The sequence below is a fragment of the Streptomyces sp. NPDC111507 genome, assembly GCF_055638955.1.
Map to the genome: position 1 here is coordinate 388,254 of NZ_JBVKBU010000008.1, position 22,056 is coordinate 410,309.

General features: G+C 69.1%; 17 protein-coding genes and 1 pseudogene. 8 read left to right on the top strand and 10 right to left on the bottom strand.

The features are described 5' to 3' along the window. Positions 1–241 precede the first annotated feature (241 nt). Complete coding sequence (locus ACZ7M2_RS31150; protein WP_471598130.1) at positions 242–1,486, top strand: ricin-type beta-trefoil lectin domain protein; 1,245 nt, start codon at positions 242–244, stop codon at positions 1,484–1,486. 537 nt (positions 1,487–2,023) lie between these two features. Here the strand turns inward: ACZ7M2_RS31150 and ACZ7M2_RS31155 are convergent. Continuing rightward, positions 2,024–3,136, bottom strand: a complete 1,113-nt coding sequence (locus tag ACZ7M2_RS31155) for an ABC transporter substrate-binding protein (protein ID WP_471598131.1) — start codon at positions 3,134–3,136, stop codon at positions 2,024–2,026. Positions 3,137–3,645: 509 nt separating this feature from the next. Between ACZ7M2_RS31155 and ACZ7M2_RS31160 the strand changes: the two genes are divergently transcribed. Further along, on the top strand, positions 3,646–4,362 hold the full coding sequence (locus ACZ7M2_RS31160) for a LuxR C-terminal-related transcriptional regulator (protein ID WP_471598132.1): 717 nt from the start codon (positions 3,646–3,648) through the stop codon (positions 4,360–4,362). A gap of 55 nt (positions 4,363–4,417) precedes the next feature. Here ACZ7M2_RS31160 and ACZ7M2_RS31165 read toward each other — a convergent pair whose 3' ends face one another. Together ACZ7M2_RS31165 and ACZ7M2_RS31170 are read right to left on the bottom strand one after the other, a co-directional pair. Continuing rightward, positions 4,418–5,935, bottom strand: coding sequence for an aKG-HExxH-type peptide beta-hydroxylase (locus tag ACZ7M2_RS31165; RefSeq protein WP_471598133.1), 1,518 nt, complete (start codon positions 5,933–5,935; stop codon positions 4,418–4,420). 96 nt (positions 5,936–6,031) lie between these two features. Then, positions 6,032–6,166, bottom strand: coding sequence for a hypothetical protein (locus ACZ7M2_RS31170; RefSeq protein WP_471598134.1), 135 nt, complete (start codon positions 6,164–6,166; stop codon positions 6,032–6,034). A gap of 205 nt (positions 6,167–6,371) precedes the next feature. On the opposite strand from ACZ7M2_RS31170, the gene ACZ7M2_RS31175 reads away from it, so the two are divergent. Continuing rightward, positions 6,372–7,619, top strand: a complete 1,248-nt coding sequence (locus tag ACZ7M2_RS31175; protein ID WP_471598168.1) for an MFS transporter — start codon at positions 6,372–6,374, stop codon at positions 7,617–7,619. 554 nt (positions 7,620–8,173) lie between these two features. Next, positions 8,174–8,704 (top strand): GNAT family N-acetyltransferase, encoded by a 531-nt coding sequence (locus tag ACZ7M2_RS31180; RefSeq protein WP_471598135.1) that lies wholly within the window; start codon positions 8,174–8,176, stop codon positions 8,702–8,704. On the opposite strand, the gene ACZ7M2_RS31185 is transcribed toward ACZ7M2_RS31180, so the two are convergent. Beyond that, complete coding sequence (locus ACZ7M2_RS31185; protein ID WP_471598136.1) at positions 8,686–8,988, bottom strand: hypothetical protein; 303 nt, start codon at positions 8,986–8,988, stop codon at positions 8,686–8,688. The genes ACZ7M2_RS31180 and ACZ7M2_RS31185 overlap by 19 nt on opposite strands. Before the next feature lie 244 nt (positions 8,989–9,232). On the opposite strand from ACZ7M2_RS31185, the gene ACZ7M2_RS31190 reads away from it, so the two are divergent. Continuing rightward, entirely contained in the window at positions 9,233–10,027 is a 795-nt protein-coding gene (locus ACZ7M2_RS31190) for an SDR family NAD(P)-dependent oxidoreductase (RefSeq protein WP_471598137.1), read from the top strand. A 210-nt stretch (positions 10,028–10,237) separates the two neighbouring features. Here the strand turns inward: ACZ7M2_RS31190 and ACZ7M2_RS31195 are convergent, their stop codons facing one another. Then, a complete protein-coding gene (locus tag ACZ7M2_RS31195) occupies positions 10,238–13,012 on the bottom strand; it encodes a multifunctional oxoglutarate decarboxylase/oxoglutarate dehydrogenase thiamine pyrophosphate-binding subunit/dihydrolipoyllysine-residue succinyltransferase subunit (protein ID WP_471598138.1) in 2,775 nt (924 codons plus the stop codon). A 412-nt stretch (positions 13,013–13,424) separates the two neighbouring features. Here ACZ7M2_RS31195 and ACZ7M2_RS31200 point away from each other — a divergent pair, with 412 nt between their 5' ends. After that, a complete protein-coding gene (locus tag ACZ7M2_RS31200) occupies positions 13,425–13,880 on the top strand; it encodes a DUF6884 domain-containing protein (protein ID WP_471598139.1) in 456 nt (151 codons plus the stop codon). Positions 13,881–14,011: 131 nt separating this feature from the next. Here the strand turns inward: ACZ7M2_RS31200 and ACZ7M2_RS31205 are convergent, their stop codons facing one another. Together ACZ7M2_RS31205 and ACZ7M2_RS31210 are read right to left on the bottom strand one after the other, a co-directional pair. Next, positions 14,012–15,415, bottom strand: a complete 1,404-nt coding sequence (locus tag ACZ7M2_RS31205) for an SLAC1 family transporter (protein ID WP_471598140.1) — start codon at positions 15,413–15,415, stop codon at positions 14,012–14,014. A gap of 452 nt (positions 15,416–15,867) precedes the next feature. After that, positions 15,868–16,134 carry a hypothetical protein gene (locus ACZ7M2_RS31210; RefSeq protein WP_471598141.1) on the bottom strand — a complete coding sequence of 89 codons (267 nt, stop codon included), beginning with the start codon at positions 16,132–16,134 and terminating at the stop codon, positions 15,868–15,870. Between the two features lie 824 nt (positions 16,135–16,958). On the opposite strand from ACZ7M2_RS31210, the gene ACZ7M2_RS31215 reads away from it, so the two are divergent. Then, positions 16,959–17,891, top strand: coding sequence for an NAD-dependent epimerase/dehydratase family protein (locus tag ACZ7M2_RS31215; RefSeq protein ID WP_471598142.1), 933 nt, complete (start codon positions 16,959–16,961; stop codon positions 17,889–17,891). Then, positions 17,888–18,247 (top strand): annotated as a pseudogene (locus tag ACZ7M2_RS31220) (sigma factor); the annotation flags it as partial. The gene ACZ7M2_RS31215 and the pseudogene ACZ7M2_RS31220, both read left to right, overlap by 4 nt. A gap of 278 nt (positions 18,248–18,525) precedes the next feature. On the opposite strand, the gene ACZ7M2_RS31225 reads toward ACZ7M2_RS31220, so the two are convergent. From ACZ7M2_RS31225 to ACZ7M2_RS31235, 3 genes are all read right to left on the bottom strand, one after another. Continuing rightward, entirely contained in the window at positions 18,526–19,431 is a 906-nt protein-coding gene (locus ACZ7M2_RS31225; RefSeq protein WP_471598143.1) for a YncE family protein, read from the bottom strand. Further along, positions 19,428–20,417, bottom strand: a complete 990-nt coding sequence (locus tag ACZ7M2_RS31230) for a 3-hydroxyacyl-CoA dehydrogenase NAD-binding domain-containing protein (RefSeq protein WP_471598144.1) — start codon at positions 20,415–20,417, stop codon at positions 19,428–19,430. The genes ACZ7M2_RS31225 and ACZ7M2_RS31230 overlap by 4 nt, the downstream gene beginning before the upstream one ends. 402 nt (positions 20,418–20,819) lie before the next feature. Next, positions 20,820–22,052: a CaiB/BaiF CoA transferase family protein gene (locus ACZ7M2_RS31235; RefSeq protein ID WP_471598145.1), complete on the bottom strand. Its 1,233-nt coding sequence runs from the start codon at positions 22,050–22,052 to the stop codon at positions 20,820–20,822. Between the last annotated feature and the right edge of the window lie 4 nt (positions 22,053–22,056).

Sequence of the window (22,056 nt, forward strand, 5' to 3'; positions counted from 1 at the left end):
TCAACCTTCAGAACGGAAGCTCGGTTCTGCCGCCGGGACGACGGCTCGGCCGGGCGGTGCGCCCACACCGTCGATTCCGCAACCGGCGCGACTCCCCGGAGGCCTGAGGCGAACCCGAAGGGCTGGTCCGTACCAAAGTATTGACACCCCCTTACCTCACTCCTTAAATCAAGAGGCGATGCACGCACCCCCCACCTCAGTCGGCGCCCCCTTCTCCGGGCACCGTACGGAAGGGAGAGTCTTGGACTCCCCACGTCTCCTCCGCAGATGCCTCTTGGCAGCGTTGTCCGCAGCGCTCGTCACCGCTGCCGCCATCGTTCCCGCCCAGGCGGATCCCCCCACGGCGGCCGCGGCCGTCACCACCTTCTCCGACACGTTCGACGGTGCCGCGGGCACGGGCGTCGACACCTCGAAATGGCAGATCGAGACCGGAGACAACGTCAACAACCACGAGCGGCAGTACTACACGTCCGGAACCAACAACGCGACGCTGGACGGCCAGGGTCACCTGGTGATCACCGCTCGCCGCGAGAATCCTGGCAACTACCAGTGCTGGTACGGGCGTTGCGAGTACACCTCGGCCCGGATGAACACCTCCGGGAAGTTCACCGGAACCTACGGCCATGTCGAGGCGCGGATGAAGATCCCGCGCGGGCAGGGCATGTGGCCTGCCTTCTGGATGCTCGGCAGCGACATCGGGCAGGTCGGCTGGCCGAACTCGGGCGAGATCGACATCATGGAGAACGTCGGCTTCGAACCCTCGACCGTGCACGGCACCATCCACGGGCCCGGGTACTCGGGATCCGGGGGCATCGGAGCCGCCTACTCCCTGCCGGGTGGCCAGGCCTTCGCCGACGCCTTCCACACCTTCGCCGTCGACTGGGCCCCCGACTCGATCAGTTGGTCGGTGGACGGCACGGTGTACCAGCGGCGCACGCCCGCCGATCTGGGCGGCAAGACCTGGGTGTTCAACAAGCCGTTCTTCATGATCCTCAACCTCGCGGTCGGCGGCTACTGGCCGGGCGACCCCGACGGCTCCACCGTCTTCCCCCAGCAGCTGGTGGTGGACGAGGTGAAGGTGACGACGAGCGACGGTTCGGGGCCCACCGGCGGCCCGATCACCGGCCTCGCCGGCAAGTGCGTGGACGTGGCGGGGGCGAACGCAGCCAACGGCACGCCCGTACAGCTCTACGACTGCAACGGCACCACGGCCCAGCAGTGGACGGTCTCCTCCGACGGCACCATACGCGCGCTGGGCAAGTGCCTCGATGTCACCAACAACGGCACGGCGGACGGCTCGACCGTACAGCTGTGGGACTGCACGGGCGGGCCCAACCAGAAGTGGGCCGTCAGCGCGGCCCACGACATCGTGAATCCGCAGGCCAACAAGTGTCTGGACGCGACGGGCAACAGCTCGGCCAACGGCACCCGGCTGCAGATCTGGTCGTGCTCGGGCGGCGCCAACCAGAAGTGGACCGTGAGCTGAGATTCCGCCACGGGGGACGGGGGGAACGGGGGACGGGGGTCCGGTGGGGTTCGCCCCCGCCGGACCCCCGTACATGTCGCCCGGTGCGCCCGCACCGCCGGCTGTTCGCCCACGACCTCCCACCACGGGCGGACAGCACCGGTCGACGGCCGGTCAGCAGCCCATGGACCAGGTGTGCGGTCCGCATGCGGACCCGTCGGCCCGGACTTCGTCAACCACTGAGATCATTGTTCAAGAACTGACGCATCCTCAGCCAGTGCTGTGACCGCAAAGGTTGGCCGGGTTGCTCGTTGTGCTGGTTGGACGTGCATCTCCAACCAGGAGGCGGAACGGCACCACCGGTCAGGATCCGCAGGCTGACCGAGCAGGAGTTCTGGGCAAGCCCTTCACCCGCTGGTCGATCCGCAAGCTCACGGATCACCGACGTCGGAACACCTCCCGGCCGATCACGATCGGCCGGGAGGCCCTGCGCTTCTTGCAGGGCCGCCGCAGGATGTCCTTTCGGACAGATCTGGGCAGTCGGACTGCCGTGCTCTCTCAGCCGGCGTGGAGGATCCGAAAACGATCAGGTTGCGCCGGATCTCGATCAACGACTTGGACTGGCGTCCAGGCCCATTGCCAGACGCTGACGCCTGGCGTGCGGGAGAACTGGATCTGCCCGCGAGTGCCTTCGACTGCGACACGCGGCCAGGATTCGGCCGTGCGCGTCCGGTCCGCGCCGTGAGAACGCAGCACATCGGCGAGGACGGCGACCGTGTCGTAGCCCTCGAAGGCGACGAACGAAGGCGCTACGACGAGCCGTTCACGGAGGGCCGTCTCGACTCGTGCACCGAGTGGGCTGAGGCGCTCGGGCAGGTAGCGCAAGAACGGGATCGCCGCGCTGTCGTCGCCCAGCAACGTCGCCCATTCGGCGAACTCCGGTTGCCCGGCCGGAGCACCAATCATGATTTCGGCGAGGCGCTGGTCGCGGCGGACGGACTTGACGATCGACACTGCCGGCTCCGGGTGGCCGACCAGAAGAAGGAGGGCTGTCGCACGATGGTCGACGAGTTCGTCGCACACGGCCGTGGGGGCGAGCGTGCGCATGTCGAGTTCGATGACGGTGCCGCCGCGTGGAGCGAGGTAGTCCCGCAGAATGCGGGCCCCGGATGCCCAGTAGACACTCGGCTCGGCTGCTACGGCGATGCGGCTGTGGCCCGTGCTGAGGAGGAAGTCTGCATAGATCCGCCAGCCGTGGGACTGTGCCGGGGCGAGACGCGCGACCCATTCCGTCGGCTCCTCGGTGAGCGCGTCGAGAACCGCTGACGAGCAGAGGAACGGCAGGCCGAGGGCGTCGGCCCTGGCGGCAGCGGCACGAGCGACGACGCTGTGATACTCCCCCGCCAAGGCAGCCACGCCCAGGCGAGCCAATTCATCCACGGCCGCCGCGGCCCTCTGTGGATCGGCCGCGGTGTCTCGGACCACCAGCTCGAGTGGTCTTCCTACGATCCCGCCGGCGTCGTTGACTTCGCGAACGGCCAGCTCGAGTCCAGCGAGCAAGTGTTGGCCTGCCTCGACCCAGCCGGGCCGAGTCAGCGGAACGAGAGCGCCGATCCGGACGGTTGTTCCGTCAGTCCGCTCCGCTGCAGGCGGCGATGGTGGCGTATACATGCGTTGGCGTCTCCCGAGTGACGATTCGGTCGTAGTTTGCCCGGATCGCAGAGTGAACGTCAGGAGCGCCGAGAGTAGCCGAGCCGAGAATGGCCGACTTCGGCGGCCGGTTCTGTGGCTGTCAGTCGGCCCTCGCGGCGTCGATCGAGCCCGAAGGGCTTTGGGCGGCTCTGCCGTAGCAGGTCCGCCAGGCCTCTCCCAGGCTCACCACGCGGCCTACGCGATCCACGCGATCCACGCGGAGAAACCTGCAATCACCGGGCGAACGTTCCTGCTGGATTGCCGCCCCTTGCCCAACGTACGGCCGGTCGGCTCTCCTGGGCAGCGGATAGAGGGCCACACCACACCGCTCCGATGGCGTCCTCCGACGCTCCGCCGGATCCACACATGCGCTGTACCGGCCGCCGATCAACGGGGGTTCTACGCTTTCACCCGAACGTTGATCATGGCGGTGTGGGGAAGACGCTTCGTTGCGCCTCACGCCGGCCCGGGTGTGAGGAAGGGCCAAAATGGCCAATGCGGTCCGACATTTCGGTACGCGTGTAGTGGTAATAGAGAGCATTCCCCTGATTCTGGGCGGCTTACGGTCCGCGTTAGAAGATGGCGGGATCACCGTTGCCGCAGGGACCCACGACCCGCGCGCCGGCGTGCGGGCGGTCCGGGAGGAGAAGCCCGATGTGGTCATCGTCGACCTCGACCTGCCTGGCCGCGCGGGCATCGGGCTGCTCCAGCAACTGCGTCGGCACTACCCGGCGCCGCGATTGGTCGCCGCGGTGTCCCCTGAGCACGACGACGACAGCCTGCTGCTGACCACACTGATGGCGGGGGCCACGGGCTACCTGCTCAAGAACACGGAGACGGTGGACGTGCTGCGCACCGTGCGGGCCGTGCAGCGGGGGTACGTCACGCTGGGCCCGCGGGCCGGCGGCGAACTCTCCGCCCTCTTGGTGCGTCTGGCGGAAGCCGACGGCACGCTCCCGTTCCCAGCGCTTACGAACCGGGAACGAGAAGTGCTGCGATTGGTCTCGCTCGGCTACGGAAACCGCCGAATAGCGCAGGAGCTGTTCATATCGGAGAAGACCGTACGCAATTACGTCTCGGCCATCCTGCCGAAAATTCATGTCTCCAGTCGGCTGGAGGCCATTGTGTCCGCACGGTTGGCCGGCCTGGAAACGGCCGCCCCCAGCTCCGGCTCCGGCTCCGGCTCCGGCTCCGCATGTATGTAACGCGCAGCAGCGGAACAGCCATTGCCGACGGAACCGGTGCGCGGAGCATGGAGCGTCACATGTCGTGGGTGATGAGGTCGGCTGCCACGAGTCGGCGCACGCTGTCACTCACCTGCCGGTTGACCTCGTCCGAGTCGGCCGGGAGATCGACCGCTCGGGCGTAGGCCGTGCGTATCGAGCCGAGGTCACGCCCGTCGCACAAGGAGTAGACCGTCCACGAGCGCGCGTTCAGCCAGTGCATTCGGGCCGACCGCGTGGGACTCACGACGAGTTGTCCCAGGCCGGGCAGGGCGCATGCGTCCACCGGGGTGATCCGCTGGAGGACGCCTCCTGAGGGATGCTCCGGCGGCTGCCACGGTTCCGCCCGCCGGGTCGCCGCCGCGGCACGGTCATGGGGCAGCGGCGCGTCGTCGTCCACCAGACGGAGCGCGGTGAGGAGCCAGCGGGCGAACCGGTGCCCGTTCTCGGTGAGCGCCTGCTCCGGCAGCGACAGCACGCACTCGGCGAGGTAGCGGGCCCGTTCCGCACTGGTCCGGTACTGCCCGCTGCGGGCGGCCGGGGTCCCGGGGCTGGGCTCGTCGAGGTCCTCGACCGACGGGGGCGGCCCGAACCTCTCCCTGACCGCTTCACCCGCGGCGACCGCCGCGGCCCGGAAGACAAGCAGGTGCACGTAGAAATGCAGGGCTACGAACACCCGGATGACCGTCCACGAACCGATCCGCCACGGGATCGGGACACGCTCGGTGGCATTCCTGACCACGGAGCCCGTACGGAGCGCGTCGAAGAGTTTGAGGTGGGCGCCCTCGTGCAGCAGGCTCTCTGCGGCGAGCCATGGAGACGTACAGCGTTCGGGCGCCAGCAGCACCGTCGAGGGAAGCGGGTCGCCGCCGGACATGGACTGCAGGGGGCCCTCTTCGCTCTCCCTGTGGGTGAAGCCCACCATGGTGACGTGGCTGAGTACACCGGCTCCCGCGGCGGGCAGCAGAGTCGCGAGGAGTTCCGCGCCCTCCCGCAGGACGGCGCTGACGCTGTCCGCCGGATCGACCGGGGCTGCCGCCCGGCTGTCGCCGAGCGCGCCACGGTACAACTCCATGAGGCGCCCGGCCAGCATCTCCTGCGAACTGCCGTGTGGCGTCGGCTCGGTCAGCACCCAGGCGTCCCCGAGACCGGGCCAGGCACTCCGGTGCGGACGGATGAGGGCTTCGCAGGGCCCCGTGGAGGTCGGGGCGTCCGCCGCCGAGGCCGGCACGTAACCGCTCACGTAGGCGCCGAACGAGCTGTGTCCGAGTCCGCCGCTCTCCAGTCGCGCGAGGTCGACCTCGAAGCAGTTGCGCAGCACCGGGTCGTACAGCAGCGGGCGAAGATGTTCGTCGGCCGCCGCGGCCGTTGTCCGCAGCACGTCCGCTGCTTCGCCGTCATGCCGCGCCAGCATGGTCAGGCCCAGCCGGAACCGGGCGAGGTTGCGCTCGCCGATGGCGGCGGAGTCGCCGAACTGCCGATCGGCGCAGAGCATGGTGTCGGCCTGCGCCACCCGGTCGGTGAGCGGCTCGGCGGCGGAAGGTGAAGCGGGCAACGAGGACCGTCCTTCGTGGTCGGGCGGCGGACATGGACGTAAGGCATCGGCACCGGGCCCTGTCTCGGGCCCGGTGCCGACGGGACGCGCTGTGCGTCAGGCGGTCCGGACCGCCTGGTACGACGGGAGCCAGGCGCGCTCCTCCGGTGCGTCGACGGCAACCTCCGGGACTTCGTCATCAAGGTAGGTCTGCGGAGCCAGGTCGGGCGTCTCGATGTGGTCTACCAGCATGTCCGGTCCCTTCGGTCGTCCGTGGACGGAGCAGGACCGGGCAGGGCGGACGGCATCCTGCCCGGACGTGTCATTCTCCGGCACCCCGCGTCCCGTACCGATGGGACTGATGTCCTGAATTTTGTCCCAAGCCCCGGCAGGCACGCTGATGGGCTTACGCCTCAGGTGTAACGGCGGACCGGGTCGCGGGGCGCCCGGCACGCTGCTGCCCGTGACCTCCGCCCCCGCCCTCACCCCGGAACGACGCGCCACGTATCGGGAAGTACTGGCCAACCGGCGCTTCCGGCTGCTGTTCGTGACCCGGACCCTGACGGTCACGGCCGACTCGCTGCGGATCATGACCCTTTCGGTGCTCGTCTTCGCGACGACCGGCTCACCCCTGCTGGGCGCCCTGACGTTCGGTGTCGGCTTCCTGCCGCAGCTCGCCGGTTCGCTCTTCCTCGGCTCGCTCGCCGACCGCGCCCGACCGCGCCGGCTCGTCACCGCGGGATACGGCCTCCAGTGTGCGGCGGCCGCTGTCATGGGGATGGCCCACTTACCGGTGGTGGCGATCCTGGTCGTCATCGCCGCCGTGGCCTGCGTGACCCCCACCTTCAGCGGCGTGACCAACCGACTCATCGCCGAGACGCTCACGGGTGACGCCTACGTCCTGGGACGCTCGTTGTCCAACATGTCCGCGTCCGCGGCACAACTGCTCGGCCTGGCCGGCGGCGGTGCCGCGGTCGAGCTCCTTGGCCCGCGGACCTCACTCCTGCTCAGCGCGGGCGCCTACCTGGCCGCCGCGGTCGTCGTCCGCTTCCGGCTGCCCGACCTGCCCGCACCCGAGCAGGCCGTACAGCACGGACCGCGGCAGGGCGTCAGCTCGGTACTGCGCCATAGTTGGTCCGGCAACACGAAGCTGCTCGCCGAGCGAAGGGTCCGCACGCTCCTGCTCGCCCAGTGGCTGCCGCCCGCGTTTGTCGCCGGCGCCGAGAGCCTGATCGTCCCGTTCGCGGGCGGTCGCGGCATGCCCGCTGGTTCGGCCGGACTGCTGCTGGCCTGTCTGCCGGTCGGCATGCTCGCCGGTGACCTGGCCGTCGGCCGCTCCGTCCGTCCCGCCGTACGGGAACGCCTGGTCGCCGCGCTGGTGGTGGTCGTCGGCCTGCCGCTGGCCGGCTTCGCGCTGGATCCGCCATGGGTGGTGTGCGCGGGCCTCCTGCTGGTCACCGGAACCGGGTTCGCCTACGCACTCGGACTCCAACGCCCCTTCCTCGACGCGGTCCCGGAGGTCAGCCGCGGCCAGGCGTTCGGTCTGCTCACCGCCGGGCTGATGACCGTGCAGGGAGCCGGACCGGTCGTGTTCGGGGCTGTCGCCGAGCTCACCGGCGTCGGCGTGGCCATGGCGCTCGCCGGTCTCGCAACGGTGTGCGTGGCAAGGTGTGTCACCCCGTGGCGCACGGGAGGCGGCCAGTAGGGCCGGACCCTTGTGGGCCTGACGCCATGGCAACCAGGGGCTCAGCTGTACAGCGAGCCACAACTCCACCTGCACACCGAGGCGTTGGCGGGACGAGGCTACGGTGTCGGCGACGGACGGTGCTCGAGGAACGATCAGGTACGGATGCCGAAGCCGGCCCGTGGAAGCCGGTGCAGGAGCGCGGCGCTCTTGCGCATGGCAGCGACACCGACCGGACAGGCACGGCACGATCGCCTGCGAGCGGCGCACCATCACCCACGGCTGGAACTGCCGCACTACGGCCAGGGGCGGCATCTTCTACGTGCACCGGCCAGGAAGCAGACAACGCGGAGCATCTCCGGGTATGGGGCCCGCGTCGAGCGTGTCTTCGCCCGCATGCGGCACTACACCATCTACCGCGACTGCCGTCGGCAACGCGGCACTGGCCTCCAGCGCGCGGTCCAGGCGGTGACCCACCTGCGCAACCCCGCCCTCGCCGCATGGCCGGCACACGCCCGCAGCCCAGCGGGAAAAACCGTGATCACGGGAGACGAACGAGTGCTAGCGTCGCCCGTATGCCTGAACTGATCGCACCCACAGGTCGGCTGCATTCGTCATGGCTCACGGCGCGTGACGAGTGGTCTCCGGGTGCCCATCAGGACGGGACGGGCCTGCGTCTCGCTCCTGATGCCGACCTCGACAACCCCGAGGTTTTCTCGGAGTGGGTCGAACGACTGCGACAGCAGTCGGACAGCTCGGTTGCCGTCGGGGAGGAGCGCGTCCATGCGACCCATTGGTGGATCGTCGAGGGCGAGAGCTATCTGGGGGCCGTTGATCTACGGCACTACCTGAACGCCCTTCTGCTCGACATCGGCGGTCACATCGGGTACAGCATCCGGCCTTCCTTCCGCAGACGCGGCTTGGCCACCTGGGCTCTCGGGGCGGTTCTACCAGAGGCCCGTGCGCTCGGCCTGGATCGAGTCCTCGTCACGTGCGACGACGACAACGTCGCGTCGGCGCGCAGCATCGAACGCAACGGTGGCCTCCTGGAAGATGTCCGCACAACCAATGCGGGCATCAAGCGCCGCTACTGGATCACTCTGTAGCCAACGTGCGCAACAGGTCTGGTGCTGTCGCTGATTCGGCCGATTTCCGGGAGCGTCCAGGGGTTGCCGTCCGGGACGGCGAAGTCGGCGAAGAGGGTGTCGTCCCGGCGGTCGGGGTCGGGGCCCGACGCCCAGTCGCCTTTCCAGTCGTCGATCGGTGACTTGTGCCGGATGCCACTGACCTTGACACCGCGTTCGGTGAGTGGACGGTGTGCGGCTTCGAAGTCCATCAGGACAGTGACTTGCTCGTCCCACGCCGATGGGTCGATGTCAGTCTCGACCATCCAGCCCTGGCCATAGGAATCGGTGTTGGCGAAGTCGGTGACTCCGACGCGGACGAGGCCGCCGGCATGGTCCGAGCGGGCCCAGAGGTGACAGGAAGTTCGTCATCAGCGAAGACGAGAACGCGTCGTCGGCAGTCACCCGTACTGCCCCATCCCAGGGCTTCCGAACATGATCGGGCCCTCCGAGGAGAAGAAGTGCCATGACGGCTGACAGCCGCCGAGCCTACGTCGGGAAGGAAAAGACATGCGCCTGGACCTCACGGGACGGACCGCGTTGGTGACGGGATCCACCCAAGGCATCGGAGCCGCAATCGCGGCCGGACTCGCGCGGGCCGGCGCGCGGGTCGGAGTCAATGGCCGCGACCGGGGCAGGGTCGAGGAGTCCGTCAAACAGCTCAAGGCCGACGTGCCGGACGGCGACTTCCGTCCGGTCACCGCCGATGTCGCATCCGAGGAGGGCGCCGTCGCCGCTCGGGAAGCCCTGCCGGACGTCGACATCCTCATCAACAATCTCGGCATCTTCGGCGCCAAGGACCCGTTGGAGATCACGGACGACGAATGGCGTCGCTACTTCGAAGTGAACGTGCTGGCCGCCGTCCGTCTCACCCGTACCTATCTGCCGCAGATGATCCAACGGGGGTGGGGCCGCGTCCAGTTCATCGCGAGTGACTCTGCGGTGGTGATTCCCGCCGAGATGATCCACTACGGCATGTCGAAGACCGCCCTGCTCGCCGTCAGCCGTGGCTTCGCCAAGCACGCCTCAGGGACCCGCGTCACCGTGAACTCCGTCATCGCCGGCCCTACCCACACCGCTGGTGTGGAGGATTTCGTGTACCAACTCGTCGACCGTGACCTTCCTTGGGACGAGGCACAGCGAGCCTTCATGCGAGAGCACCGCCCGCAGTCGCTGTTGCAGCGCCTGATCGAGCCTGAGGAGATCGCCAACATGGTGGTGTACCTGAGCTCCGACCTGGCGTCCGCCACCACAGGCGGCGCACTGCGGGTCGATGGAGGGTACGTCGATTCCATCCTCCCCTAGGGATGGCCCGAACCCCATCACCCATGAGTCCGCGGTCTGGTCGAGGCCCTGTACTCGCCTCGCTGCTCCTAGCCATCGAAGCGGTATGTCCACCTACCGGAGGCACTCGTCCCGTGAGGCGCTCCGTGTTCCGGCCGTTGGTGCCCCCGCGATGGCGGGGTACCCGGCACGGCAGGGAACCCGTCATCCGAACCGTTGGGCGCGGCACGGTCAGTGAAAGGCCGACGTCACGAGGTCCTGCTGTTCGCCGACATGCCGGCGCGCAGAACCCACGGCGGGAGCCGGCGCCTGCGGGCGGCTGACGCATACGACCGGACGGCCGGCGAGCCGGTGCACATGGGGCCCCACGAAGGACCAGGCGCCTTGGTTCTCCGGCTCTTCCTGCACCCATCGCACCTCGGCCCCGGCGGGGAAGCGGGCGAGTTCCGCGCCCAGCTCCTCCGTGGGGAACGGGTGGAGACGCTCAAGGCGGACGATCGCGGTGTCCGACAGGCCGGCGCTTCGTCGATGGGCGTCGAGGTCGTAGAAGACCTTGCCCGAGCACACGAGCACACGCCTGATCCGGGCGGTGTCCGCCGTCTCATCCGGTAGGACCGCGCGGAACGCGCCCATCGTGAGCTCCGTCAGCCCGGAGGTAGCCACCTTCGAGCGCAGCATCGACTTCGGGGTGAAGACGACCAGTGGCCTTCTGCGCTCGTCGAGCGCTTGCTGCCTGAGCAGATGGAAGTAGTTGCCCGGCAGGGAGGGCATGGCGACGGTCATGTTCCCCTGCGCGCAGAGCTGGAGGAAACGCTCGATCCTCCCGGAGGAGTGGTCGGGTCCCTGCCCTTCCAGGCCGTGCGGCAGCAACAGCGTTACCCCGGAGCGCTGGCCCCATTTCTGTTCGGATGACGCGATGTACTCGTCGATCACGGCCTGCGCTCCGTTGGCGAAGTCGCCGAACTGGGCCTCCCACAGCACCAGCGCGTCGGGCCGCGCCAGTGAGTAGCCGTACTCGAAGGACAGCGCGCCCAGTTCGGACAACATCGAGTCGTAGGGTGCGAAGTCGGCGGCCCGCGAGCCGAGGGAGCTCAGTGGCGTGTGCTCCACGCCGGTGCGCCGGTCGGTGAGCACGGCGTGTCGTTGGCCGAACGTGCCACGGCGGGAGTCCTGCCCGGCCAGCCGCACCGCAACCCCGTCCAGCAACAGGGAGCCGATGGCCAGTGTTTCCGCGGTGGCCCAGTCGATGGTTCCCGCATCCAGCATCGTGGTCCGCCTCTGGAGCTGCGGAAGAACACGCGGGTGCACGGTGAAACCTCCCGGCAGAGCGGTCTGGGAAGCGATCACCTGGCGAGCGGTGGCCTCCGTGATCGCCGTCGCCGCCTGGGAGGCGGCCGAATGCTGAGCGTTCACGGCGGTCGTGGCGTTCACGGGGTTCACGGGCTTCACGGAGGGGGGCACCGGACGCGCCCGGGTCTGGGTGAAGGCCCGTTCAAGGTGGCACTGATAGTCCCGCAGGGCGCCTTCCACCTGCCGCTCGGTGATGTCTCCCCGACGGACGAGCGCCTCGGCGTACAGCTTGCGCACCGAAGCCCTGGCGTCGATGCGGTCGTACATCGCCGGCTGCGTGATGGAAGGATCATCGACCTCGCTGTGCCCGTGGCGCCGGTAGCAGATCAGATCGACGACGACGTCCTTGTGGAACGCCTGACGATAGTCGAAGGCCAGGCGCGCGACCCGGACCACGGCCTCGGGGTCGTCTGCGTTGACGTGGAAGATGGGGGCCTGGACGGTCTGTGCCACGTCGGTGGCGTAGGCGCTCGAACGGCCGTTGGCGGGCGAGGTGGTGAAGCCGAGTTGGTTGTTGATGACGATGTGGACCGTCCCGCCGGTGCGGTAGCCGGGCAGCTGGGACATGTTCAGCGTCTCGAAGACCACGCCCTGACCGGCGAACGCGGCATCGCCGTGGACGGCGATCGGCAGGACGGGGAAGGCTTCGCCACCGTCTGCTGCCTTGTCCTGCTTGGCGCGCACCACCCCCTGGGCCACCGGCCCCACGAGCTCCAGGTGCGAGGGGTTCGCCACCACGCACACGGCGATCATGCCACCGTCCAGCGCACGGTAGGTCCCTTCCGCACCGAGGTGGTACTTCACGTCGCCGGATCCCTGGACCGACCGGATGTCCCCCGCATCCTCGAACTCATGGAAGATCTCCGCGTAGGACTTGCCGATGATGTTGGCCAGCACATTGAGCCGACCCCGGTGTGCCATACCGATGACGGCTTCCCTCACGCCGTGTCCGATGGAGCGGAGCAGCAGCGCGTCGAGCAGCACGATCGCCGACTCGCCGCCTTCGAGTGAATACCGTTTCTGTCCCACGTACTTGGTTTGCAGGAACGTCTCGAAAGCCTCGGCCGCACCCAACCGGTAGAGAATCTGCAATTGTTCGGCGACGTCCGGCGGGGGCTGAGGTGATTCGATCCTCTGCTGTATCCAGCGGCGTTCCTGGGAGCTCTGGATGTGCATGTACTCGGTGCCGACGGTACGGCAGTACGACTCCTGCAGCGCATTCAGCACATCGCGAAGCGTCATGGTGGCCTGCCCCGAGAACCCGTCGACGACGAACTCTCTTTGCAGGTCATCGTCCCGGAGCCCGAATGCCGTGAGTTCGAGCTCCGGATGCGCGGCCCCCCGTCCTGCCGTGAGCGGGTCGGTATCGGCCACCAGATGTCCGCGGACTCGATACGCCTCGATGAGCGCGGCAACGCGGACCGCTTTGACGGCCTTGACGGCCGCCTCGTCCGTGCTCTCCTGCACGGTCGTCGGGCCGTTGCGCGTCTCTCGGCGGGCCGCGGGGATCGGGGAGGCGAACAACTCCCTCCAGGTCCGGTCGACCGAGCCGGGGTCGTGCAGGTATCGCTCGTACTGTTCGTCCACGAGCCATTCGTTGATGCCGAATTCCAGCCCGTGGAGTGCCGGCTGTCCGGCGCGTGATTGCGATGCCACTGGGTGGATCGCCTTCTTTCCTCATTCGGAGTGACCGATGACGGACACGGCCGGACCGCCCGGTCGTCATTCATCGTGCCTGCGGACTTCCCGTCCGCTGGGTATCCGTCGTGGGGCGAAACCGTCTGACCGTTTCGCAGCACCGACGCTATGGCATAGCGAGATCCGAGCAATACACCCGGGAATGCCATAACGCCGTCACATCAGGACATCGCGGCAGTAAGGCGGCCTCCGCGTGGAATGCTTCCGCGCACAGCCGAACCCTGATCATCGGCCGCCGCGCGCCCTGAGGTGAAAAGTGATTGCGGCACACTCCGTCGTCACACCGCGACCCCCTCCCCCAGAGACCCGCACCACGCACATCCAGCGCCGGCACCGCAGACGTCACACATGAACAGGCAGGACAACAGGCATGACAGCGAACGACTACCTCGACTGCTTCCAACCCGAACTCGTCGTCATCCCGTGCGGCAGCCGCAAACTGGGCCAGCGCGCACGAGCGGCAGACCTGTATGTCGGCTCCTATCACCGTGCGTGCCGCAAGGCGGCTGATGCGCTGCGGCCCGACCGGCTGCTCATCCTCTCCGCGCGCTACGGCCTGCTCGACCTCGACGACGTCATCGACCCGTACGACACCCCTCATGGCGCTGCCGACGCCATCACGACCCAAGCCCTCCTGCAGCAGGCCAGGGTGCGTGACATCCTGCTCCTCGACCCCGTTGTGGCCCTCGGCGGCGCACGGCATGCCGCCCTCGTCCACGCCATCTGGCCACACGCCCGCACACCACTGGCCGGGACACGCGGCATGGGTGAGCAAATGGCCCGGCTCACCGTACTGCGCAAGGCAAATGACCAGCAGTTGATGTGACACCACGTGCCGCTGCGAGAAGGGGGCCCGGCCGCGGCCGGCAGCCGCGCGGCCCTGCGCCCATGATCACGCGAATGCCACGGCGGGCCCGCTCCGAACGCACGGAGCAGGCCCGTCCGTGACAGAGCCGTTCATCCCTCGTCGTGTGCCAGCGTCAGATCAAAGGCGTCCTGGCCGGCCGCATCCAGGGTGAGGGATGCTGCCCGGGCCGGGTACCCCGCAGCGACCACGGTGTATTGGTCGGCTTCGAGACCGGTGAAGGCGTACGAGCCGTCCTCGGCGGTGAGCGCGATGCCGACGACGTCGCCCGCCGGGTCCAGGAGGGTGACTCGGGCCTCGGAAACCGGGCCGCCGTCCGTGGTGCTGCTGCGGACGGTGCCCTTGAGCACGGACGCCACGCCCCGGCGCGCGTCGGGCTCGGCCGGCCGGCGGTGCCGGTGCTCGATGACGGGTCGGCGGCGCACGTGTCCGGCGGCGTAACGCAGGGAGCGGCTCACCACCACCATCCAGGCAAGGACCACCAGCACGTAGAGCACGACAGCCACCCATGTGAACAGCTGCGAACCGGTCCGCGCCGCGAGAGCGCTCGTGGCCGTCACACAGGCGCCCACCGGGAAGATGAAAGACCACCACGTGGGTGCGAAGGGCAGCCCGCCCCGGACCGTCCGTGCCGTCAGCCCCGCGGCGAGCGCGAGCCACAACATGGCGAAGCCCCATACCGACACTCCCCCCAGCAACGCGGCGACCGCGGCGCCTCGCGCGTAGGGCGCGGGCAACGCGCTCGGCACCACCGCGGCCAGCGCGCCGAGCGCCGTCACCGCCTGGCTCAACGCCCCCAGGCCGATCCACACCGTGGGCACCACTGTTGCGGCAGGTACGTCGTGGTGCACCAGGCGCCCGTAGATCATGGCCAGCACCAGCAGCGCCGCAACGAAGCCGAGCCCCAGCATCGCGTAACACCCCAGCAGCAGGGCGAGCCGCAGTTGCCCGGCCGGTGCGTGGGGCACCAGCAGCGCGCCCGTCGCGGCGGAGACCATCGGCGGCACCACGGGCATCAGCCAGCCGCCGAACGCCGCGTCCGGCGCGTGTCGGTGCCGGGTGACCATCAGATACGGCACCGTGCACGCGGTGACAAGGCCGAGCACCGTACCGAGTGACCAGAGCACCCAGTCCACACTCAGCGCCGCCTCGAGCCCGATCAGCCGCCGCCCCAACACCAGCGCCCCGGCGCCCACCGTGAGCAGCGCCACCGGCGGCGCGCCGAAGAACTGGGCCGCCACCGGATCAGCCGCGTGTACCCGCAGCGCCCGCTGCCTGAGGTAACCGACGGCCAGCAGGATCAGGAGCAGCGCGGCACCCAGCCAGACGGCCGTGGCGAAGGTCCGCAGCCCGGGAAAGCTCCGGGGCAGCGTGACCGCCGCGTTGGCGACGATGCCCGTGCCCATGACCGCCGCGAACCAGCTGGGACCGAATACCGCACGCGTGGGTGTGTCTGCGGCAGGCGGCAAGGGACGGGCGGACGAGGAGGAATTCATGACCCGAACCTATGGCGGGGCTGGGGCGGCACCGCCGGTCATGTCCAGATGCGAGGGGCTTGCAGCACATATCGAGCGACCGCCACAGTGCGGCAGTCCCGCGGGACCGACCCTGCCGGCCGCGACCGTGTACCGGCCGGGATGGCGGCACCTCGGTCGGCCGACTGCCGACCGTGATTCCGGAGACCTCGACTTGCCCGTGAAGACACCCTCACCTGACAGTTCGTCATTGTTCAGTGACTGCGGCGCTGATGGCTCGCAATGCGGGGCATGTTCTGGTGCTGAGCGGCTGTCGGCACCGGCGGCGGCGAGGGCCGGCAGCGCGGCGGTCGCCGATCGGAGCCTTTTGCGTAGACGGGCGGCGGTTCTTCGAACCCGGCCACCGAGCACCGTCCGTCCTGAGGCCCGCGACGGTCTCCGGAGCACGCGGCCCATTCCTCGAGTGCAGCGAACTACTGCGGGGCCAGGCGGCACGCCTCGGTGGCGACGGCGTCCGCCACCCCGGCCCGGGCCAGATCGCCGGCACAGCCGTTCTGGTCGCCCACCAGGCCGACGTAACACCCCATCCGGACGGCGTCCGTGACCTCGGTGCCCTGGTTCTGGACAAGGTTCTCGCAGGCCGCGATGTCCGCGTGGGCGGCTGGTGCGGCGATGACGGTACCGCCCAGGGCGAGGGCCAGGCCGGCGAGAACACTGGGAATACAAGCCGAACGACGCATGAGGATGCACCTGCTCTCTGGGTCGGATCACGCGGTCCTGGGCGCGCCGAACCGCGGGCGGGGGCGGCGGCGAGCGAACGCGCGAGACGGAATCCCCCGGGGATCGAGCACCACAGGGGTCGAGCAGGCGGTGTGCCGTGCCAGTCGTGCGGGTGGTGTGCGTTTCCTCCGAGACCCGATCGGCCCGGCGTCGGCCACCCTCGCTCATACGACGCTAGAGCACTCCGTACGCGCCCGCACTCCCGGACCGACGATCCCGGCGCCCGTACGCCGACGCTCACGTCATTCCCCAGGGGCTGTGGCCAGGTGATGTCCCAGGCACTGGCCTGACTCGCGGCCGACCGGCCAGGTCGCGTGAGGGGGTGGGAGGCCCGTGCCGGGGATGTGGCTGATGATCCGCAGTGCCTCGGGCAGGGGGACGGTGTACTGATCGGGATCACCGCCACTGGCGAGCCGCGTCACCACCTTGCGCTCGGTGCAGCTGACACAGCCGTTGCCGGCGCCGCGCCGTCGATGACGAACCAGGTCGCGACCGTGCGCACGCCCCTCTCGCCAGGGAAGGGCAGGGGCCCTGACTCAGTCGGCCGGTGGCTCGTCAACCGCGCTCATCGGCTGATCGCCGGGTCGGCAGCCCGGGCCCTTCATGACGGCTTGACGGCCGGCCGACGTGCGGCGGGCCCGACCCCGCCTCGACCCGTGCCCGGGCGGCACCGGCGGCCTCCTCCTCGCTATTTCCCTCCCGCGCCCTCCGATGTCACAGAACGGCGGGGCTGTCTCGTCTCAGATCGTCGAAGACACAATCCGCAAGCAGAAAGGTGATGGTCATGCGGGTGTTCGTGGCAGGCGGCAGTGGAGTGCTGGGGCGGCGGCTGGTGCCGCAGCTCGTGGCTCGTGGTCACCGGGTGACGGCCACGACTACGAGCACGGCCAAGCTCGGCTTCGTAGAGCAACTGGGCGCGGACGGCGTCGTGATGGACGGACTGGACCCGATGTCCGTCGGCGAAGCGGTGGCGGCCGCCCGCCCGGACGTGATCGTGCACCAGATGACCGGGATCAGCATGGCTCACGCCGGCAAGCCCGACCTCAAGCACTTCGACCGCTGGTCCCTGCCCACCATCAGGCTGCGCACCGAGGGAACCGATCACCTGCTGGCCGCCGCCGAGGCGACCGGCGTGCCGCACTTCGTCGCGCAGGGCTACGCCAACTGGAACGGGATCCGCGAGGGCGGCTGGGTGAAGACCGAGGAGGACCCGCTGGACCTGCACGAGAAAACTCCCGCGCACCCGGCGATGGCAGCGCTGCGCCACGTCGAGGATGCCGTCACCAGCACCGGCGGCGCGGTGCTGCGATACGGCGCGTTCTACGGGCCCGACGCCACCGACGACCAGGTCGTACTCGTGCGCAAGCGGCAGTTCCCGCTGGTCGGCAAGGGCACCGGCTATGCCTCCTGGATCCATCTCGACGACGCGGCGAGCGCCACCGTCCTGGCCGTCGAGCAGAAAGCGAGGGGCGTGTTCAACATCGTCGACGACGACCCGGCCCCGGCCGGCGAGTGGCTGCCCCATCTCGCGGCGTGCGCGGGGGCGAAGCGGCCGGTGCGCATCCCCCCGTGGCTGGCCCGGCTGCTGGCCGGACAGGTAGTGGTGACGATGATGACCGACGGGCGCGGCTTCTCCAATGCGAAGGCCAAGCGTGAGCTCGGCTGGGAGCCGCGCTATCCGTCGTGGCGACAGGGCTTCAAAGAAGGCCTGGCGTGACCCGGACCGAGGAGTTCGAACAGCTGCGGCCCCTGCTGTTCTCGATCGCCTACCGGATCCTGGGCAGCGTGAGCGAGGCCGAGGACGCGGTCCAGGAGACCTGGCTGCGTTACGAGCTCTCCGCGACCCGGCCCACGTCGGCCAAGGCGTTCCTCTCGGCCGTGGTCACCCGGATTTCGATCGACGTGCTGCGCTCGGCCCGCCTGCGGCGGGAGGAGTACGTCGGGCCGTGGTTCCCCGAGCCGCTGCTCACCGACCCGTACGAGGACCCGGAGCACTCGGCGGAACTGGCCGACACGTTGTCGATGGCATCCCTGTTGCTGCTGGAACGGCTCAGCCCGCTGGAACGTGCGGTCTGACGCCCGAGGTGGAGGCGCGGATCAGTGCGCTCGTGAAGCGGGCGGTGAGCTGAGTCGCGCCCGGGGCCTGCGGCCTTTTCGCGCGCCCGGCCGCCTGGCGCTACTGATGCGGCATGTGCTGCGCCTCCTCACTGACGGCGTCGAGGCGCCAGGCTGAGCACCGCAGGCGTCGAGTTCCACCCCTGGCTCGGCCGTGTCTGGCAAGGAGCGCCGTCCGCCCGGAGGACGCCGGGCGGGAATTGGGCGTGATTCGGGCGCGATCAGTCAGACACGGCCTATCCCTTCGCTCCGGTCGGCAGCACGGCACGGGCGATGCCGGTGAGGTTGCCCTGCAGCATGAGGATCTCGCTCCGGTTCGATCCGTTGAGGTCGGCCGCGTAGACGTTCCCGGCGAGGTCGGTCACGTACATGCGACCTTCGTCCGGATCGAGGGCGAGGCCGATGCCTTCCATGAGGTGGGTCACCAAGATCTCGGGTGTCCGCCGCCCTTCCGACGCGTCCACCGGCGAGCGGTTCACACTGTTGCCTCGCGGCGGGTCCCCGCGATCCGTCCAGTACAGCATGCGCTTCGTGAGGTCGAGCTCGAGGTCGATCGGCTCGGGCAGCCCGTCGAACAGCACCTCGATGTCGCCGCGTTCGGCCGCGCTTTCCCCAACGGGCAGGTCGATTCCGGCTCGCAGGATCTTGCCGAGTCCCGCGTCGCTCGGACCCTTCTGTGTCCAGTAGAGGTGTCCGCCGACCGGGTCGACGGCGACTCCCACGCACCACTTGGTCTCGTCGCGGCGGTCGTCCTCTCCCTGTCCCGTCTGTACGAGGGTCTCGACGTTGTGGCCGTCGAGGTCGCAGCGCATCACGCGCATGCCTTCGCGATCACCCCAGTACAGCTTCCGGCCGGCGGCCTCGAAGTGGAGTTGCTTCGGCGTATGGGTGCCACCGCTCGGGACGATCGTCGTCCGGTTGCCTCCGTCCAGGTCCACGCGTTCGATCGAGCCGTCGTTCTCCGGCGGACGGCCCATGTTCGTCCAGTAGATGTGCCCGGCCGTGACATCGACGGCGACCCCGTCGGGGATCCTGCACCCGGTGACGATCACCTTCTTGTCGGAGCCGTCGGGGTTCACGGAGAACAGGCGACCGCCGCTGCTGGCCTCGAGCACGAACAGTCTTTCCTGAGGCCGCGTCACGACTCCTCCTTCGCCGGGCGACCTGCTGCGGCGCTCCGCGGGCCGAGCGGGTCGTGCTCGGCCCGCACGGCCAGCAGGGCGGACAGCATCGCGTCGCGCCGGGCGGCCAGCTCATCGACCGAGTCGCCGTGCGCCTCCTGCAGGACGCCGCCCACGATCTTCTCCTTGAGTTCGGGCGTGAACTCGGGGATGCCCAGGTCCTGCCAGGACGCCACCATCCGCGGCATAAGAGTGTCCATGAAGTGCTGAATGCCGCCCTCTCCTCCGCCGAGATGCCACAGCAGATGGGGACCCATGACGCCCCATCTGAGCCCCGGCCCCCAGGACACCGCGTCGTCGGAGTCCGCCACGTCGAGCACTCCCTCCTGGACCAGGTACACGACCTCTCGGTACAACGCGGCCTGGATACGGTTGGCGACGTGCCCGGGAAGCTCCTTCTTGAGGTGAATCGGTTTCTTGCCGATCGCGGCGTAGAACGACATGACGTCCCGGACCGTCTCCGGGGCGGTCTTCGTCCCGCCCACGACCTCGACCAGCGGAACGACGTGCGGCGGATTGAAGGGATGGCCGATGACGGTCCGCTCCGGACGCCGGCATTCGGCCTGGATGACGCTCATCGTGATGCCCGAGGAACTCGACGCGATGATCGCGTCCGGCGGCGTGGCGTCGTCGATGTCGGCGAACAGTTTCACCTTGAGTTCCGGACGCTCCGGCGCGTTCTCCTGTACGAAATCGGCGTCCGCGACGGCTTGACGCATGTCCGTGGTGAAGCCCAGGCGATCGGGCGACGCTTCGGGCGCGAGGCCGATCGAAGCTGCCGTGTCCCATGCCGCCTCCACATACGACCGCAGGGCCGTCTCCGCGGTGGGGGCGGGGTCCGTCGCCGTGACGTCGAAGCCTCGGACGAGGTAGTGCGTCGCCCAGCTCGCGCCGATCGTGCCGGTGCCGACGATCGCTACGCGGTGGACGGGCTTGTGTGCGTTCATGGCTGGTTCACTGCTCCTGAAGGTCGGACACGGGCTGCGGGGGAATGCGGCTCAGGTGGCCGGCATCAGGCGGCCGCGCCGGGTGGGGGCACATTTCTCAGCGAACGCCCGTGCCCCTTCCCGCGCGTCCTAGTCGGCGGCCGACCCGCGCGTGAGCTCGTCCTGGTGTCTGAACACGTCGCTCGCCTTCGGGCCCTGCGTTTCGCGCAGGACCTCCTTGACGGCCGCCTTCGGCGGCGTTCAGCGGCTCACCCGTGAGCAGTGCCGGCGGCCACGTGGAGCGGACGTAGGCACCGCGGTCTGACCAGCTCGCCCTCTGCCGTCACGGGACCACGTACGACCTCGGCCCACGCCTGCCGCGGCGCTCGTGGAGTACTACGCCGGACGCGTCGGGCGCCGCGCTCATCGCGCCCCCTCGGCTTCCGCCGGGCCGGGAATCACTCCCTCGGCGCGCAGCTCGGCAATCTCCGCAGGGCTGAATCCCAGCTCGGCGAGGACCTCGTCATTGTGCTCGCCCAGGTCCGGTGCCCGCTTCGCCGGGACTTTCGCGACGCCTCGCAGGTTGACCGGGCTGTTGACGGTGTACTCCAGCCCGCTGACTCCTTCCAGCGGTACGACGATGTCGTTCGCGCGCAGCTGCGGATCCCGCGCGGCCTCCTCCGGTGTCTGGATGAGGCTGTAAGTGACACGTTCCCGGGTCAGTGCCTCCTTCCAGTGGGCGAAGGGCCGGGAGCGGAACTCGGCGTCGAGCAGCTCGGTCAGCGCGGTGGAGTTCTTGACGAAGCCCTCGATGTCCGCGAAACGGGGATCCTCGAGCAGCTCGGGGTGCCCGATGGCCCGGGTCAGTCCCGGCCAGTGCGGAGCTGAGGTGACGAGCATGAACCACTCGCCGTCCGCGGTCCGGTAGGGATTGATCAGCGGGTTCGCCGGCGCCTTCCGGTCGTGCAGCTCGAACGGGGTGCCGTCGGCGAGCGCTCCGGCCACGAGCGTTCCCGTGGCCCAGACCCCCTCGGCGAGCAGTGACGTCCCGACGCTGGCCCCTTGTCCCGTCCGCTCGCGACGGTAGAGGGCGGTCACGATCGCCGCGTAGATCCCGATCGCCGACATGTAATCGCCGCTGCCCCAGACCGGGACCGTCGGCGGGGCCCCCGCGTCCCGGGTGGAGGCCAACAGCCCGCTGCGCGACCAGTACGCGGTCAGGTCGAAGCCCGGCTGCCCGGCGTCGGGACCGGCGTCCCCGAAGCCCGTGATGTCGGCGTAGACGACCCGCGGGTTCCAGCCCGCTACCTCGTCGTAGCCGAGGTGCAGCTTCTCGCGCGTGCCGTGCGGGAAGTTGGTGATCACCACATCGGCCCACTCGACCAGGCGTTTGAGAATCTTGGTGGCCGCCGGCGCCTTCAGGTCGATGACCATGCCCCGCTTGTTGCGGTTGGCGAGGTGCCAGCTGTAGTTGGCCCGTGCCTGGGGGCTGGGCGGCACGGAGCTGAGCTTCCGCTGGGGGTCGCCCTTTCCCGGTGGCTCGATCTTGATGACGTCCGCTCCGAAGTCGGAGAGCACGGTGGCCGCGGCCGGTCCCGCGATGAAGCTCGACGCGTCGAGGACCTTCAGGCCGGTGAAGACTGATTCGGTGGTCATCGTC